Below are 17,240 nucleotides of genomic sequence, written 5' to 3' on the forward strand. Positions count from 1 at the left end.
GGGTATTATCATCACAACCTCAGGGCCTAGAAAGGGATTATCTGCTTATAGTGTTGTACTATCTACACATCGCAATCGAAACTCGGCAGGTGACTCGTTCATCTTACTTCGATAAAAGCGGCTAAAGTAAGCGGGATCCTCAAAGCCTAATTCAAACGCTATGGTTTTGATGGTCTTAGTAGAAAAGACCAAGTCTCTGTTCGCTTCGAGCATAATCCGATCATGAATAAGCTGGGAGACTGTCTTGCCTAAATCCGCTTTCACTATCTCGTTGATACGCTTATTGGTTAACGCAAGAGAGTCTGCATAGAACTGGCACTTCTTCTCTTTGGTGTAGTGCTTTTCAATCAAATCTATTACTAAAGCGACTCGCGGATCTCGCTCTTCTCCCTTCTCATCCGTTTGAATGGCAAACTTAAGCATATAACGTAAAAAGCTATTAATCAGTGACTCCACCAGCGGCCAGTCGCACATTTCTTTTCGCGCGCATTCATCTTTTATCATATTGAAAATAGACACTAAATAGTGCTCGCTCTCTTCGCCGATATCCAAGTATGGTAACTGCTGTTTGTGCGTAGAGAAGACGCGATCAACAAGTTGTGTGCTGCGTGTATTTGTCTCGACAAAGCCATGGGCGAAGACCAACAAGCGAACATTGCTCCCCACGGCATCTGACTTGTGTACTTGCCCAGGGGAGATAGTAAAGAAGCGACCTTTCTTGTTATCGTAATCGACAAAATCGATACTTTGGTGACCACTGTCATCCAGACACCAAACCACTTCCCAGTACTCATGTCGGTGTGGATCTAAAAACGGCTCTTCTTGAACCAAAGGAGGCTCTATCGCTCGACATGGTTCACCCAAAATAAGTCGGACTGGCTTTATTGATTTACTCATCGTTAGTTTCGCTTCACTTGACTGTGTTTAGTGTGCGTAACTGTGGGGTTAGAGTCAATTGTGCTGTTTTGGCTCTGACCCCAAGGTTTGAGAGCCACTTGATGGATCTCACCCTGCAAAAGAGAGTCGTAATTATTTGAGTAAGTTCTTATGTTAGTGCCTCTTCATCAGTGAGGTTATAACGTGAAAACTACTCATAAATGCACTGCGGCACTTTTAGCAGCCCTCCCTATGGCAGGTGTGGCGAATCCTATCGTTAACGAGTCTTTTACTCCGGCAGAAATCTATCGAGTACACGATTTCTTTCAGCACGAGGGGAATCGAGTCAAAATACAGTTTCCTGATGTAGAGTCGATCTACGCGTGGCAAAACATGAGCCGTTTTTTTCCGACCGCGCAAATTACCCGTGATGGTCAAGTGCACGTTCTGCCTTACGCTCTGGATGAGAATATTGGTCAGTTAACCGCAACTGTTCATGGCGAAACTAAAACACTCGATGAGCACCTAGATAGCTACCCTGTTGATGGCTTTCTGGTTATTAAGGATGGCAACATCATTTTCGAACGCTATAACACCATGCGCAAGACCGACAAACACAATTGGTTTTCTAATGGTAAAATCACGTCTGGATTAGAATTAGCGCGTTTAGTGGCAGAAGGAAAGGTTGACCCTCACAAGCCCGTTTCCGATTATTTACCTCAGTTGAAGGACACAGTGTGGGATACAGTCTCGGTGCTTGAGACCGCAAACATGGCAACTGGCCTTAACGCTACCGAGCACGATGAACCCAACCACGATTCTCGCACCAATCCAGAGCAGCCTTGGTTTAAATGGGCAGTATCAATTGGTTTGTTTGAAGGTCAATCTGAGCAAACACCACTTCAAACCATCTCAGAGATGCATCGTCGCTTCCCTGGTGGAGAGCGATTCGAATATAACTCTATCAATACGTTTATTGTCAGCCGTATTGTTGAGTCTGCTACTCATATGCCGATGAATGAAACCGTCGCGCAAAATATGTGGCAACGTATGGGTGCCAACAACGATGCTTTTGTTGCTGTCTCACCTACAGGGGGCTACCCTCTTCATTTCTTCTCAATGAACTCAACTCTTGAAGATATGGCGAAATACGGAATGATGCTAACGCCATCTGCTAGTCAATTGCCTGCGGGTAAAAAGATCGATAACAAAGTCATTGAGTTGATCCAACATTCAGGTAACCCGGAAGCCTACAGCAAAGGCTTTGCTGGTCAGAAATTTATCCACTCATTTTACGACGATAAAGTGCTAAAAAATGCTTATCAGTTTGATGCAATTTTTGAAGATGGTGACTTGTTTAAATCTGGCGTGGGTGGACAGGGGTTGTATATCTCCCCTAGCAAAGACCTGGTGGTAGCCTTCTTCTCCTCAGGTGACGGCCAAAACCAAGAAGAGACCTATGCTCGTAAAATTGCGAAGTCTTTTGCCAAATAGCCGCTGAATAAACAGTGGGGTCAGAGTCAACAAAGGTGAGTGCCTTTGTGAATGGCTCATGACTCTGGCCCCCTATTGTTGGGACTCTTGGTTCAATAACTTTGAACTATGCCTACGTCAAAAAAAGGCTCCTTCAATAACCGAAGGAGCCTATTCCCTAAACACAATGTCAGAGGTGACGTAGTTTAAATATTAGAAGCTGTATTTTAGACCTAGACGCGTTCTTAGCTGACGCTCATCATCCGTTGAACCGCCTGCTTTTACTGACCAAAGCTCAACATACGGACGGAAGTCACCCATTTGATAACCAACAATCACACCTGCATCCCAGTCATAATCTTTGTTGTTATCTAGACGAACTTCGTCGTAGTTTTTGTTATAGTTGATTTCGTAGCCCAGTTTCAGTTTTTGCCACTCTTTGTCTTTGAACTTGTATGAACCTGTTAGTGTCCATTTTCCTTGTTCTACTGTCTTACCTGCGACACTAACACTAGTACCATCTGTCAGCGTTTTATTGCCAGCATCATCTGTATACACTTGGAACTCATGACGGTAACGTAGAGCTGTCGTTAAGCCAAATGAAGACTTGTAGCCAACGCGAAGCTGAGGTTTATAAGTGGTTTTTTCGCTGTTGTCAGCAAACGTAATTGGCATACCTGGTTGTAGGTACCACTGGTCGTTGAGAGCATAACGTACGTCCCAAGAAAACTCTGAGTCCCCTGCCGACACCTGATCCCAGAAATTAGTTTGATCTAAACTTTGGAACTTCTGCTCTACACCAAAGTTGAGTTTTACTGTATCGCTAAGTTTTTTACCGCCACTGATCTTGATTCGGTGTGCATATTTTTCATCATCGTGTTTGTATTCTGCACGGTAGTCTAATGTCGCTGCAGAAGCTGCACCTGCTAGTAGAGTTGCACTTACAATTGCCGCGATGGTAGTCACTGCTTTCATGTTGTTTCTCGCTGTTTTAAGAGTGCTCCATGCACCCATGAAAGTTAAAATTAATTCCACGCAATGGGGTTATTGCGCTTAGTTTCAATAAAAAGGATGACTGGCAAGATAGTGATGTGATGGGCCCTCACCCATCACACCCTTGCAATCAGAGTTAAAATAATTCTGAATCTAAGTCATCAAAGTAGGTATATGTGCCGGTTGAGCTAGTATCACCGTTGTATACTGCGAATAGTGTTGGTGCACCGGTGTCATTCTCGGCTTTCAGTGGAACCGCCGTGCCTTCATCGTCATAGCTTGTATACTCAGTGCCATCGATAGAGACGGTTACATCGTATGTGTCATCACTTGAAGAAGGTGCCCAAGCAAGAGTGACATCAACCCAAGTATCTTGCGCATATTTTGCGAGTACTTTTTGACTGCCACTTTCGTTGCGGAATTTAATTTCAGAGGAACCAAACGCTACTTCGGTAAAGCGTTTGCTAGATGAACCGCTCTCAGATGTTCCTAAATATAAGTAGGTTGATTTTACGTAACCGTCAGCAGGAATATAAACTGATGTAGTCACTGAGCCACTTTCAGCTGCACCATCAGCAAAGGCTCGAGAAACCACGCCCTTACCTTCTGTGCTGTCATCTTTGACGTAGAGTGAGTTGTCACCCGATTTAGCTTGAGCATCACTGACTTGTGCAATAGTTGTCGTACCGTCAACACCATCGGCAACATAAGCTGAATTTGCTTGATCAATCTGTGTGCCAGCAGAATAGCTATCAAAGTTATCAGTTACATCTGATGGCTCTTCCGGATTATCACCACCACCTTCAACAATCACTGTCGCTTCATTGGTACTGCTATTGTAGGTAGAAGCAAGGTTATAACCATCCGAATAGCTATCGAAGTTTTCTTCTAGAACTAGTGTCTCTTCGCCAGAATCATTTGAGTAAACTTTTAGATTATCACCAAGGAATTCAAAGTTCGTGGTATTGCCGTTGTCGCCTAGACGTAATGATATATAAGTAACCGCTGTACCATCAGCAACAGCTAAACCAGAACCGTACTCTATTCCGTTAACAGAGAATGAGAACGTATCCGCCGCCCAGGTCACTTCTACACTTAGATCGTCACCTAGTTCAAACGTACCGTCAGTTTCAGTAAGTGAGCCTGAAGCATCACGGTATTTAATCTTGCCATTTTCAAAAGCGACTTCACCGTGAAGGTTTGAGTTAGAAGTTTTTGCTGCGTAGAAGGAGATGTATGCATTATCACCAGAACCATCGGCTTCTTGTTCCGTTGCTTCGTGATTTTGGTAGATAACATCTACGGTTAGCTTACCTGAAGCAATCTCTGACACTGACGTTGAATCTGCTAGTTTAATACGCAGTTCTCCGGTGTCTTCAAGCGTTCCACCAACGTTAGTATCAAGGATTTGAACGTACCCGTTTACGCCAGCTTCCTGGTTTGCTTCTGTTACTGCCTCTTTGACAGATTCATCTTCTGACTGATCGTCGGCAGAGAGAGCACCAATTTCAGTACCACTAATAGTTAGAGCTCCATCTTCAACACTGTATGAACCTGTCAGTTCAGTAGTGCTCTCGACATCTGACGTATCATAGTACGTAAAAGTAATGGTTTGGTTATCAATGTCTTCAGTAAAAGTTGAAGTGTAAATGGTGTAAGTACCGAAATTATCATCATCGTTGTAGTACTTTTGTGTCGTACCATCAAACACATACACGTTAGGTAAATCTAGCTCATCGCCACTTGCATAGGCGCTAGATTCCGTCATTTCCCAGTATCCACCGCTTAGTTCAGACTCTGGTGTAGGATCCGGAGTCACCGTTTCTTCATAATCTCGTAAATCAGTATTACATCCAGCGAGGAGACCTGTAGTAAGAGCGACCGCTGCAGCAACCTTTGTAATTTTTAACATGGGAATGTCCTTATCATTATGTTTCTGTTTCGCGTTTTTGTTATGTCATATTGTTAGACAAAAGGACTTTTGCGAGCAACGTCAAACCTAGGAGATAATGATCTCTCTCACATTCAGTTACATTTTAAGGGGATAATTGATAGCTAGATCACAAAGTATTACTAAGCGTAAGTAAGTGTTAACCGCGCAGCTGCTATGGATTATTACTGGTTCATATACAACTAAGTGCAAATTAGAAAACGTTGTTTATTCTAATACGAAGGTAATTGTTGCTTTACAGAAAATTGCTCGAAACCAAGATGCCTCAATAGCCATTTAACTTGCTAATAATCAGCTATTTAAGTAACAAATGCATAGGTAGCCGCAGTCTTCTCCTCAGAACAAGATCCCTTATTATAAATAATAATATGAAGCTATTTTCATTTAATAAATAAGATAAAGACAGTGGAGAGAAATAAAACATAATGAGGGGTTATTTAATAACCATCGGAGCAATTATCAACTATCTTTAAGTGATTTAGGTAACTGTAATTGTATAAACAGCGACAAAAAGTATGCGCTCGATCTCGTTTCTATACAACTCACCTTTCTTGTAATACAAGAATATGTAACATGATGTAACAGGTATTACAGAGAGCCTTCTTTGAAATTCAAATAGCATCTTAGGCATGACAGTCAGTCACTCTAGCTGTCTAGTTAAAACGGTTAGGATGTATTGCGAACAAAAACCTACGTTTAACGTAGGTTGAGAAGGTAGTAATTAAGTAAAATAATTTAGAGTATCAGTATCAATTCAAACGCTGCATAAGTCCGTTGTGTTCGCTCTTGTCTGTACTGATACTCTAATCCTCTTCAAGCAGGCAAGGCTCAAAGTTCGTTTTCGCCGGCCGGCTGTGGGTCTTGGATAAACTGCTGTGCATCGATTTTCTGCAGTAACATGTCGCGTTTGAACGGCTTTGGAAGATAGTCGTCCATCCCACATTCAAAGCAACGTTTAACATCGTCATCTAGCACAGAGGCTGTCAAAGCAATAATGTGTGTTGCTGTTAGCTGCAGATCTTCTTCATGCCGTCTAATTTTCTCAGTTGCTTCAAAACCATCGACATTGGGCATCATGCAGTCCATCAGCACGAGACCTATCTCTTGATGATGCTCTCGGTATAAATCAATGGCCTCTTGCCCGTCATTCGCAATCCAATATTCAACCCCAAGCTTGTCCAAATTGACACACACCACCTTCTGATTAACGCGGTTATCTTCAACAACCAATACTTTCTTGTGTAGGTTGCCGTTTGCACCTTCCGGTTTGGAGTTTTGGACTCTTTCAAATAGTGAATTCAGTACACTGCTTAGGCGAGACCCAAGCATAGGAAGGGTGACATACCCAGAGACAAAGTCGCACTCTTTCACTGGGTCGCTAAGGTTATCTTTGACCATAATTATTTTGGTCTCAGGCGCTTGGTGATGTAGTGCTTTCGCTTGCTCAATATCCTCCATAAAGGCGATATCAGGAAGTACTTGTTCTGTGAATTGTACTTGCGAAGACTCTAGGCGTGGTGAGTAACCAAATCTGAATAAATCATCGAGCAACAGTTTTGATGGCGAGCTCGAATAGTACACAACGCTTGCTGTTCTTTTTTGACTCTCAGCATGCTCAGATTGCACCACAGTCAATTGGAAACTGAAGCAACTGCCAACACCTTTCTCTGATTCGACACCTATTGTCCCACCCATGATCTCTACCATGCGTGACGAAATGCTGAGCCCTAAACCAGTGCCGACAGTGTTCGAAAAAGTGTTCGCTTCCTCTTGGCAAAACTCTTTGAAAATGTGCTCATACTGATCTTCAGCGATGCCGATGCCAGTGTCACGAACAGAGAACTCCACAACGCACTCTTTATCAAGTGGAGAACACCGCTTTGCAGCAAATACGATTGAGCCCTGGTGAGTAAACTTGACCGCATTTGACGCAAAGTTCATCAAAACTTGGCGTATCTTATTCTCATCGACATAAATACACTCCGGGAGCTCGTCATCAACCTCTACAGCAAGCTTGATTTGCTTTTGATAAGCTTTGGACGAAATCAGAGTCGCGCTATCGAACAGTAGCTCCCTTAAATCAGTCGTGTGAGGATTAATTTCTAGCTTACCTGATTCAATCTTAGACAAGTCGAGAACATCGTTAATCAACATAAGCAGCGTTTGTGATGAAGCACTGATCGTTCCAAGGCAATCTTTCTGCTCAGGTGACAATTTGGTCTCTGCCAATATTTCTGACATACCTATCACGCCATTCAGAGGCGTGCGTATCTCATGAGACATATTGGCAAGAAACGCACTCTTTGCGCGGTTTGCTTGTCGCTCTTTCTCTTGTGAAACCAGTAATTCAGATTCAAGACGGCTAGCTCGCCACACGATGTAGAACAGTACCAGTAGTGTGATCCCACCTAATGCACCCGTAGAGATATGTCGATACAGTTCTACCTGCTGTAAGTTCATAGCAATCTGTTTCGGGGTTTCAGTAAAGAGTAGGTTTAGCTCATCTTCGACAAGATAGATACTACTTGTCAGCTCACCCTTAAGGCCAGTATCAGAGGTATATCCTACGCTTTTTAATGCGCGTTGCAGGCGCCAAAAATGACGTTTGAAGTTATTGAACGACGCCTTTGCTGTAATTGTGCGTGCATTCTCGTCTATTTCATGTTGAATATTAAATAACGACTCAACGATTTGATCCAGCGTCTGCTGTTCAAAGCCAGTAAAAAACTGATACATCAAGTCATGCGACTCAATCGTCAACTCTTCAAGCCTCTCATTATTCACTTCATTAACAATACGTTCGAGCGTCACCGTTGCATTTTTAAGTTTCTCAATGAGACCAGTCTGATCCCCTCGCCCATGTATGCTTACTAGCTCCAGCGCGAGTAATGAAAAAGCGGTATGGTATTCATCCAGACATTCAATGACTTTCGCGTAGTCGAAAGAAACGTCAAGACCACTTTGCACCACCTTTTCATCAATTTCTGTCAACTGATGAATCAGTTCGGTACGTTTGAGATCAAGTGATTCCTGCAGCGTTTCTTCTCTAGTAGAAATAAACTGCTGCTCCTGCCTTCTAAGCGAAAGCATCACACCATAGGCTTGTGAGAGACTCAGTTGAAGATCCACCATCTCTCTTTCTTTATTTTTAAGAAGATGGCTCGCATAGAGGTAGAAACACAGAAACAGCACGATCGCCAATGAGCCCCGTGAAATGATCGCCTTAATGCTCTGTTTGTTTCTCTGGTTCTTTTCCATGTAAAGCCCTGAAATCACACCTCTATATTTAGTTTTAGGCCATTTTGTGGATTTAACGAACATTAATTGCTCTATTTTTTTCAAAGTGCGAGCAAAAAAGGGTTGTGATAAAGAAGCTGCATCACAACCCTTGGGTTCATACTTTACGAAAACACGCTGTGCCTTAATATATAAAGCACATTTAGTTGCCTCTTAGCTTCTATTCAACTGTAATAACAACTGGTGACTCTGCTTGCATACCACCAGCAATTGGGTAGACATTCGCGGTTCCAGTTGAAATAGCAATCACATTCTCTGTGCCTGCTTGTGCCCTTACGACATCTGTGCCTTCAATATAATATCCATCAATTTTGTCAATGCTGACAAAGCCTTGACCAATAATGTATCCCTGAACACTAGGTTTAAACGCATTACCAACCGCAAGGGTTGTTGAGCTTGGGGTTGCAATTACTAGATCATAAATTGGACCAGACGCATCAGAAACATCGATGCGAATTTGATTTGAAGATACGCTCTCCGTTCGAGTTGAGACCATGCCCCACCCCTCATTTAGTGCGGTAATCTCTCCACTATTACTAATCTCAAATGCGTTATTTTCAGCTGCGTAACTCCAATCTACCGACTCTGTCACCTCAATCTTTTGACCGTCAGATAAGGTAGCAAATACTCTTGCTTGAACAACATCTCCAACCGTTAAGTTACGGTTTGCTAGTTCAAGCTCCAGTTCATCGATGGTGGCTTCACCGACGGTGACAGTTGCTGGGTTGGTCGACTCATGCCCATCCAACGTCGCATAAATTTGTCCAAGACCTACTGATGATCCAAAAACCACACCGTCACGAGTAACTGGCACTGTCTCAGGATTTGAACTATGCCACTCCACCTTTTCGGTCACTACTTCATAACGATCTCCATAAAACCCACGAGCATTCATCTGGTGAGTTTGTCCTTCATCTAACGTAATCCCGTAAGGCGTCACAAAAACCTCTAGTAGCGATGTAGAGTCTTCTAACGCGATAGCTGAAGATGCAAATGCCAAGCTGCTGGCTAATGTAGATAGAATTAACTTTGTTTTAACACTCATTTTTGATCCCAAGTCTAATGTTTATGTACTGTGGACTTCGATTGTTGAAATCCCCTCGATGAGAAACATACTTAAGACACTGAAATTAAACTAATAAAACAAAGTCAAACTAACTCAAGCCCATAAAGTTCTACTTTTATACTTTGGTTGTTGATTGGAACAATTTAGATATTTTTTCTCCAAATTACTTACTGAAAACTTGAACAATGACAGCGATGACAATTGGACTAACATCACGTTATCTTTATAAATCGATTCTTTTCCGTACTGAGCAGGAGATTTTTCGACCACAAATGTAATTGCTCAATCTATCGCTCTTTTCACACGCTACACCCGATACAACACAATCGGCCGATCAAAAACATCCGCTGTATGAACATAGAGTTTACTCGCGACGATATAGTCGCTTCGAACTTCTATGCTCAATGGTATTGTTGAATACTGCCCACAGGAGCCACCGACCGTTTTGGCTTGATATATGTTATCGTCAATATGCTCAAACTCGATCAGACAATCATCTATACTGCGTTGTTCTCTCCCTTCAATGTGATGAACCGCTGAATAACGTGCACTATTTCCATCGATTTTTATCGATATCGTCGCATTGCCATACCCGTCATACATCATTGCCCCATAGTAAAAACCATTTAGTGTTCCTTTGCTCCCTGTTAAAGGCAGTGCAAATACAGTAGTCAAAACAACGATGAGCGCGGAAACTAGGTACATGATTCTTAACTTCACCTCACTTTACCTCACTCTTTGAAAATGCAGTCTGTCTACATATCGTTATCATTTTCTCTTTATTCAATTGACAACGGTAAGAATCTCCACGGTCTTCGAGCTCTATCGCTTGGCCGTCTATCACATTGATGCTCAACGTTGGATTTATATGTTCTCGAAGAACCTTTGAAGTTAGATACCATTCAACAAGGCCAAAAGTCATTAGCACCACGATTAGTATCAAGACTAACGCTAGCTTTGCCTTTTTAAATACTGAATGTGCATCGTTATCCTCTAAAACCTGTTGGTCTCCTTCATCTAGAGCTAACAGGTCGACACCGTTCATCCTATAGCCTTTACAGGGCTCATATATCAAAACCCGCTTTTTGCTATCGCCTATGAGTTTCCGCGTACGACTGACTATCTGAGCAACACACTCTTTTGACACTTCTTTATTTGGCCAAAGACTCTCTTTCAACTGTGTGGGAGTCACATGCTGTTCTTGTAGTGACGCTTGTGACAACACTTTTATACAGTCCATGACTTTTGGAGCGATATAATCTGACTGGCTGCCATACGTCAAATAGCCTGTAGCCAAACACACCTGCATATCATTATGTTCAAATACAATAATCATTGATTTCGCTGTCCGTCTTTATCCCTATTTACGACTAGTAATTAAAAACGGCACGATTATACATAGCGGGCAAGTTTGCTGACGTTAATGCCCTTGAAATTGCCTCAAGATCACATAACAAAAGGGGTCAGAGCCAAATTAGAACAATTGGCTCTGACCCCTTTTTGTATTAGCTTTAGTCTTGTTTGTTAGTCAGCGTCAAATTCTGCAAAATCAGACTTACGAATTTTTGCGTGAATCCCTTTAGTTTTGTCCACGACCTGAGATACAGCGAAGTCGGTGTTTGCGCTTAGATACGCCAACGCAATCTCTTCACTGATACCGTAGTGGTTAACTAAGAAACGGATTGATTCACGAGTTGCGTTTTGCATCGCAATGTTTAAATCTTCATCAAGACCAACAGGAATCCAAAATTCCGCCGTTTCACCGAGGGGGGTATCAATGAAGGCACCAGGAATAGAGTCGGCACCTTCTTTAAGAACTGTTAATCTGAAGGTTGCACGAACAGAGGCTTCAAGAGCGGTCAAGGCTACTTCGCCATCACCTTGTGTAAAGTGACTATCGCCAGTAAAGAACATGCCGCCATCAACGTTAACGCGATAGTAAGCAGTTGATCCTTCAACCAGATCTTTTACATCAAGGTTACCGCCAAAATATTGTGGTGGCACTGAGTGAATAGGAAACTCTTTATCTGGGGCAACACCCATGATGCCCATGAATGGGTTCAACGGGAAGACGATATTCTTATCGCCAGAAGCTAACTTTCCGAAGTACTTATCACCTTCTTTAAAAATTGGAGAAAGAATAGATACGTTGCCATAACGCTCAGGGAACTCAGCACTTGGATTTGGCTGCTGCTTTCTTCGTGGATATTCTCCGACTAATGCACCTTTGCCATGACGGTTTGAAATCACGCCGTAAGGTACGCGTGGCTCCAATTTTACAATATCGACTTTGAGTACATCGCCTTTCTTAGCGCCATTGATCTTAACTGGCCCAGTAACAATGTGTGGGCCATCTTTGAAGAAGTCATGTTCAAGATCAGAGGCCGTTATATCTACCGCATCTTGAAGGACAAATTCTTCAGAATAACCATAGTTGCCAAAGTACTTCAATGGATCACGACCTTGGTCTTCTAAAATACCCTCGTGTGAAACCGTATCAAACACCACAACATCACCAGAATCTATTGCGGCTACGGGTGGCGTAAGTTTATTCGGTAGATATCCCCATAAAATGGTATCTACTGTAGAAGGAATATATAAACTGTCTGCATATTTCCCTGATTCAATATAAGTAGGTTCATCATACAGCGGCTGAAGCACCTCAACGCCATCCATCACCGCTGCACTTACTGAGAACGACCCAACCAACAAGGCCAATATTGACTTTCTTATCATTACAAGTTCCTTTATTGTCATATAAATCAATAAATTAGTTGCAATGAATATGCCAGCATTATGATTACGTATGAAACCTGTATGAATGGTTATTCAACGTTTACGATACTAATTTGGCGGGCAGCGTACGCATTGTTCACAAGCAATACGCACCACCTTAGTGCATATAGATTGTTAACTATATAAACGATTTACAAACAACCTTGTCAGACTGAATAATAACACTGTGTGATCTCTGCGCGTTCATTGTCTAACGCAATTATCTTTGCTTGAAGCATAAAAAAGCCCCGCACATAACGTTCGGGGCTTTGAATTCGAGAGGGTCTAAACCGCTTTCAGCAAATTACAGTTCAATAGTAACCGTTTCGCCGTCAACAGTTAGCTCTAGCGTGTTGCCTACAAGTTTGTGAGACACTTCTACTTGCTCGCCTTCGTTCTTGTTTGGAACTAGAAGAGTAAGGATGTTGTGCTCTTTCGATGGCTTGAATTCAACTTCAACGTGACGGTGAATTTCAAGATCTTTGTACTCGTATGGGTCAACTTCGCCGAAGCCTTCAACGTTCTTAACAGATTCAATGTTGTCTGCAGACTCGTTGATGAAGTTCACGTCTAGGTGCGCTACTTCGCCACGGATAGTGAATGACTTGTCAGCCACTTCGTTAGCGAATGTAGTGTGCATTAGCCAAGTCATGTCTTTCTCTTCAGATAGAGCAGCCTTGTCTTGCATTACGAATACTTTACCCTTCACAAACCAGATCTTACGCTTGTAAGATTCGATTTCTGGAACGAAGTATTTGTAAGATGCTGTTGCATCACCTTCAACCATTTTAACTTCTGATTCAGTATCGAAGTCAGTGATGTTACCGCCCGCTTCAATACAGAAACGATCTTGGTGACCTTCGTAGCCCGTGTTCTTGTTCTCACCGTACTGACCTTTACCGCCGAATAGAGGAAGGTTTTTAGAGAACGTTTGACGACGCCATTTAGTGTGCATGTCTACACCGAAACCACCGTAGTAGCCAGTGATCGCTGCTAGCGTTTCACCGAATGCGTGTAGAGTGAACGCGTTTTGGTCACCGTGTGAGTGAGAGATAGAACCAAATGGTGAACACTTGAATACCATGTGGATGTGGTTATCACGCTCAGTCATCTTGTTGTGGAAGGCAGCCCAACCTGTGATTGGGAATACTTTCAACAGTGGATCGTTTGAAGGCGCTTGCTCTTCTGGTGCATCCCAAAGGATGTTGAAGCGTAGGTCGTCGTAGCCGAAGTCCCACCAACCGAAGTTGTAGAATTTCGTGTGCGCTTCAGTATCACGGCCTTTAAGCTGGTTGTAGTACCAAACGTACTCAGGCTTCTGGTTAACACCTGCGTAGTGCTTGATGTTGTAAGCCAGTTTTAGACCTGGGAAGTCACCGATTGATGACTGGTCACAGAAGCTCGCACGCTTAGAGTGAACAGGCATACAGTATAGTGGGAAGTCACCTGTGTTTTCGTAGAATGTCTTGTTGAACATGTCTACGCCACAGTATGCTTTCAATAGGTCGAATGCTTCGCCTAGGAATGCAGTTTGCGTGTTCCAGTAGTCAGGACCTTCAGCCCAACCGCCGTCTTCACCGCCCCATGGTGGGTAGTGTACTGCGTAGTATTCTAGAGCGTATGCGATGTACTCGCCTGCTTTCGGGTGATCGTGGTAAAGCGCGATACACGTTGGGATGATAGCAGAAGAGATTGAACGTACACCGTGGCTGTTTAGAGGGTTGTTCAGTAGATCAACCGTCACGCGTAGGTGGTGCATGATTTCGTCTAGACGCTCGATAAGTGCGTCTTGAACTTGCTGACGCTCTTCATCAGTGAAGTAAGCGTGTAGCCAGTCGTAACCCCAAGCCATTGCTGCGATTACACGGAAAGCTGCTTCGTCATTGTAACCACGTGAAGTAACACCTTCAGCGTCGTAAGTAGACAGTTTTAGAGTCCAAGCTTTTGCTTTCGCGATTAGCTCTTCGTCTTCTTTCACGATACCAGCGATTGCTAGGTTACGTGTAGCGTTAAGAGCCATTTGGCAATCAACGTACATTTGACGCCAGTAAGGACGCCATAGAGAAGCTTTACCTACAGTCTCTTCTGGGTAAGGTTGAGGCTCTTCAAATGGAGCTGTCTCAAGGAACTTAACCGTTGAGTTGTTGTAGAAGTCATCGAACATGCAGTGAGATTCATCTGCGCGTACAGCCGCTTTGAACGTTTCCAGATCAGCAGACTGAACAAGAAGACGCGGGCGCGCTTCGCTCAGGTTGTCTAGGAAAGAAAGGTCAAAGTCACGCTTTTGTACTTCGATTGGGAGTAGGTCTACAAGGTTACCTGCTGAAGTATCGTTCTCCAGCTTCATCTTCCTGATCGCATCAAGAGATTTTTGGTTGCTCATGCTAACTCTCTTATTTCAAATTGAGTGAAAGGGTATGGGATACAATATACGTCTTATTGTAATACAATTAAATGACTTTCGTCATAAAATTGTATTTTTAATAGTTTTTCGTGACCTAGGTCAGATGTTTGGACGAATCGTTGATGATAACAACAAGAGTCACATTCAATTGAATCATATGTTTCTCTTTAATCATCGAGTGTACGCAACATCATCAGTGTCTATAGTATGAGGATAAGAATAGACGATTGGATAGAAAAAAAGCACCATTTTGTTACAAATGGTGCTTTTTGTAGATTTCATCGTGCGTTCAGTTAGAACTCTCAATTAGTGATCGCTTAAGTTAACCTTTTTTTAAGCTAAAACTATGATTCTCATTCGGCTGATTGAACGCCAGAAAATTAGACCTACACAGCAACACGACCAATAAAAGCCAACACAAATAACGACTGTTTATTGCAGCCCCTTGACGCTCCACGGTCGTTGTATCAGTCTCGCGAGCTTCAATATATTCAACCGTGGCACCAAAGATTGGCATCAACTTCACCGCGACAACATATTCTGTTTCCGACCCTTCTCCGCAGGTGGCGAAATGTGAACTATCATCGTAGCTACTTTCACATTTAATCGCTGTGGCAGAGATAACGCCCGCGTCATTAATGTCACTAGCCGAGATGATGCGGTAGTGGTTGTTGTCATCGCTATAAACGCCACCATGTGTCAGATCATCTAGCCACCAAGCTTGACTGTTAAAGCGCGCTACACGCTCTGAGTCACTCCCTTCGGTATCATGCGGGTAAATAAACCCTCGACGACGACGTGAGGTGCCATCCATCTCCGCCAACTCTTCAGCATCGACTTCACCCACTATCTCGTTATATTTGTTGATAGCGCCCAGTTCACCACCAGCACCGCTAAAGAAAATAGCCTGCCCTAATGAAGAGAAATAGGTGGCGGATGGTGATGCGACTGACGCATCAGAGACAAACATCCGATTTGCTGCCGCGTTGTTTTCTGGAATGTCACCGTCTCGCTTCGCTTCCCCAATCACTATCAAGTTTTCATTGATGTCTTTGGCAACTGAGTTGGTGTAATAGTAGGTATCATCGCTTTCCAGTTTTGCTCCGGAAATGAACACCGTCTCCCAGGCTTCACTCTCAACACTGAACGTGTCGCTCGCGCTCGGTCTGAAAATTGCGGCTTGCATTAACATGTAGTCATCATCATTCAGCTCTGTGTTATAACCAACCAGAACTGGTAGGCCATCATATTCGCTGTCTGTACGATTGATTACAGCTGCGCCTCTTACACTTGCTTGGGCACTGGCCTCATCATAATTATCATAATCACTGTCCCAATCTGAGACGGAAAAACGGGTGCTGCCTTCGTCCGATACAGACCAAACAAACGCTTTGGTGGCAAACCCGAAGTTTTGACACTGCGCTAGGTTTGCTGGCGTGTCACTATCGACACAGTCAGAAACATCACGTGAGTCATAATCCTTATCGTCATCGGTGTAGTCGAATGTCGAAACGGCAGCGCTGCCTACAATGTATTGATTGCCTGAACCAGAAGGATACTCAAAGCTATCGAACGCGAGCGTAGTACCCATATCTTCAATGATATTGGCTTCGCCCTCTTCATCAGCATAGGTCAGAGTTGTATCAGCTTGAGGTAACAAAGTGACGTAATTACTACCATCAAAATAGAAACCTCGACGACGATATTGCTGAATATAATTGCCGTAGTAATCAAAGTAACCGCTAGTGGCATTGCCTACTGCCCATCCCTCATTCGCAATCGCCTCAACAACACTATCTTGGCTCCCTTCCACCAATGACGAATCTGTACTGTATTTCTCTGCTCTATTGTCACTGTAAGTAAGCTGACCAAAAGCTTCCAAAAAACCCAAATAGATCGGCGAATACGAGGCGTAATAATACGCCTCACGCTCTTGCTCTAGCCCACCTGTGCTAGTTTCATAGTCTCCGTACCAACGAGTACTGGCCCAAGAATCACACGTCGCATAACCCAATTCGTTATAGCAGTAGGTTTCTAGATCATCATAGTTGTTATAGTAGAAATAGTTATCCACCCCAAACGCGACCTCATGGTTAAACGGAACGCCCTGCGAGCCTTGCTGACCATAGCCTGCTAAAGTGAAGTCGTCTGATAAGCATGAAGTTGTAAAACATGACTCTATCGTGTCGTCATTTGATATCGCCGTCGCATAATAATCTAACGTGTCCGTGTCTAAGGTCGCTTCTACTTCAATCACTCGATAAAGAGCACTTTGAGCTGCAAAGGGAAAGCACATCACCATCAGGCATGTGCGAGAAAAAGCGTCATTCATTGGTTAATCCATTCTTTTTGAACCTCGACAAAAAGTACTGAAATAAACCGACGACAATATGTGTCAAATGTGG

The 17,240-nt window shown here is 43.2% G+C and carries 11 protein-coding genes; 1 reads left to right on the forward strand and 10 read right to left on the reverse strand.

Annotated elements, in window-relative coordinates; genetic code table 11:
• Positions 1-45: 45 nt before the first annotated feature.
• The gene (locus tag QWZ05_RS03100; protein ID WP_290296440.1) at positions 46-897 is read right to left on the reverse strand and encodes a helix-turn-helix domain-containing protein; all 852 of its coding nucleotides are present in this window, start codon (positions 895-897) and stop codon (positions 46-48) included.
• 231 nt (positions 898-1,128) lie between these two features.
• Between QWZ05_RS03100 and QWZ05_RS03105 the strand changes: the two genes are divergently transcribed.
• The gene (locus tag QWZ05_RS03105) at positions 1,129-2,370 is read left to right on the forward strand and encodes a serine hydrolase domain-containing protein (RefSeq protein WP_390216810.1); all 1,242 of its coding nucleotides are present in this window, start codon (positions 1,129-1,131) and stop codon (positions 2,368-2,370) included.
• A gap of 192 nt (positions 2,371-2,562) precedes the next feature.
• Here the strand turns inward: QWZ05_RS03105 and QWZ05_RS03110 are convergent, their stop codons facing one another.
• The 9 genes from QWZ05_RS03110 to QWZ05_RS03150 form a co-directional block, all read right to left on the reverse strand.
• On the reverse strand, positions 2,563-3,324 hold the full coding sequence (locus QWZ05_RS03110) for an oligogalacturonate-specific porin KdgM family protein (protein WP_264876443.1): 762 nt from the start codon (positions 3,322-3,324) through the stop codon (positions 2,563-2,565).
• A gap of 154 nt (positions 3,325-3,478) precedes the next feature.
• The gene (locus QWZ05_RS03115) at positions 3,479-5,254 is read right to left on the reverse strand and encodes a hypothetical protein (RefSeq protein ID WP_264876444.1); all 1,776 of its coding nucleotides are present in this window, start codon (positions 5,252-5,254) and stop codon (positions 3,479-3,481) included.
• Positions 5,255-6,121: 867 nt separating this feature from the next.
• Positions 6,122-8,551, reverse strand: coding sequence for a hybrid sensor histidine kinase/response regulator (locus QWZ05_RS03120; RefSeq protein WP_290296446.1), 2,430 nt, complete (start codon positions 8,549-8,551; stop codon positions 6,122-6,124).
• A 199-nt stretch (positions 8,552-8,750) separates the two neighbouring features.
• A complete protein-coding gene (locus QWZ05_RS03125) occupies positions 8,751-9,635 on the reverse strand; it encodes an Ig-like domain-containing protein (RefSeq protein WP_290296448.1) in 885 nt (294 codons plus the stop codon).
• Between the two features lie 327 nt (positions 9,636-9,962).
• The gene (locus tag QWZ05_RS03130) at positions 9,963-10,376 is read right to left on the reverse strand and encodes a hypothetical protein (protein ID WP_290296450.1); all 414 of its coding nucleotides are present in this window, start codon (positions 10,374-10,376) and stop codon (positions 9,963-9,965) included.
• A gap of 1 nt (position 10,377) precedes the next feature.
• Positions 10,378-10,992 carry a winged helix-turn-helix domain-containing protein gene (locus QWZ05_RS03135; protein WP_290296452.1) on the reverse strand — a complete coding sequence of 205 codons (615 nt, stop codon included), beginning with the start codon at positions 10,990-10,992 and terminating at the stop codon, positions 10,378-10,380.
• Positions 10,993-11,180: 188 nt separating this feature from the next.
• The gene (locus QWZ05_RS03140; RefSeq protein ID WP_290296453.1) at positions 11,181-12,392 is read right to left on the reverse strand and encodes an acetamidase/formamidase family protein; all 1,212 of its coding nucleotides are present in this window, start codon (positions 12,390-12,392) and stop codon (positions 11,181-11,183) included.
• A gap of 343 nt (positions 12,393-12,735) precedes the next feature.
• Positions 12,736-14,814, reverse strand: a complete 2,079-nt coding sequence (locus QWZ05_RS03145) for a DUF4962 domain-containing protein (RefSeq protein ID WP_264876446.1) — start codon at positions 14,812-14,814, stop codon at positions 12,736-12,738.
• A gap of 343 nt (positions 14,815-15,157) precedes the next feature.
• Positions 15,158-17,167: a DUF3466 family protein gene (locus QWZ05_RS03150; protein ID WP_290296456.1), complete on the reverse strand. Its 2,010-nt coding sequence runs from the start codon at positions 17,165-17,167 to the stop codon at positions 15,158-15,160.
• Positions 17,168-17,240 lie beyond the last annotated feature (73 nt).

The organism is Vibrio agarivorans, assembly GCF_030409635.1.
In the GTDB taxonomy this organism is placed as follows: domain Bacteria; phylum Pseudomonadota; class Gammaproteobacteria; order Enterobacterales; family Vibrionaceae; genus Vibrio; species Vibrio agarivorans.